2 protein-coding genes are annotated in these 972 nt (G+C 72.2%); one reads left to right on the forward strand and one right to left on the reverse strand.

Annotation, left to right across the window (positions count from 1 at the left end):
• On the reverse strand, positions 1–311 hold a 311-nt coding region (locus AB8Z75_RS34965; RefSeq protein ID WP_369209172.1), incomplete at its 3' end, for a GntR family transcriptional regulator.
• A 35-nt stretch (positions 312–346) separates the two neighbouring features.
• On the opposite strand from AB8Z75_RS34965, the gene AB8Z75_RS34970 reads away from it, so the two are divergent.
• A partial coding sequence (locus AB8Z75_RS34970; RefSeq protein ID WP_369209174.1) for a pyridoxamine 5'-phosphate oxidase family protein occupies positions 347–972 on the forward strand: 626 nt, incomplete at its 3' end.

Raw genomic sequence — 972 nt, forward strand, 5'->3', positions numbered from 1 at the left:
GGGTCGGGGTTGCCGGTCGAGATGTCGAGGCCGCCTTCGGGAGGTGTGACCCGGACGGACTCGCGGGGCGCGGTGGCGGGCCGTTCCCGTACGCGGCTGCCTCGCCGTCCGGCCGTCTCGATGACGCCGCGTTCGCGCAGCGTGCGGTACGCGGCGGCCACCGTGTTGGGGTTGACGCCCAGTTCCGCCGCCAGCTCGCGCATCGGTGGCAGCGGGTCACCGGGGGCGAGGGCTCCGCCGCCGACGCCGCTCTCGACGCTGGCGGCGATCTCCGCTGCGCCACGACCTTCGATCCTGTAATCTCCTAGCACAAAAGTTATTATGCACTAGTGCAATAGGAGACGTCATGGCGAGCCCGCTTCCCGACGAGCCGACCACCCGCACGCCCTACACGCGCACCCCCCGCACCACCGGCACCCGGGAGCGGGAGCGGCTGTCCTACGACCGGGAGTTGGTGCACGGCATCCTCGACGCCGGCTACCTGTGCCACCTCGCCTTCGTCCGCGAGGGCCGGCCCGTCGTCCTGCCGACGCTGTACGCACGCGTGGGCGAGCACCTCTACGTGCACGGCTCCACCGGGTCCCGGCCGCTGCGCGAGGCGGGGCGCTCCGAGACGGGCATGCCGGTGTGCGTGACGGTCACCCATGTGGACGGGCTCGTGCTGGCCAAGTCGGCGTTCCACCACTCGGTCAACTACCGCTCGGTGGTGGCGCACGGAGACGCGTACGAGGTCACCGACCACGAGGAGCGGCTGCGCGCGCTGGACGCGGTCGTGAACAACGTCGTCGACGGGCGCGCGGACGACTCCCGCAGGGCCGATCCGAAGGAGCTCGCCGCGACCGCCGTGATCCGGCTCGCCCTCGACGAGGTCTCCGCCAAGGTGCGCGCGGGCGGCCCCAACGACGACCCGGAGGACCTCGAACTGCCGTACTGGACCGGGGTGGTGCCCGTCTCCCCCGTCTACGGCACCCC

The sequence above is a fragment of the Streptomyces sp. PU-14G genome, from assembly GCF_041028275.1.
Classification (GTDB): domain Bacteria; phylum Actinomycetota; class Actinomycetes; order Streptomycetales; family Streptomycetaceae; genus Streptomyces.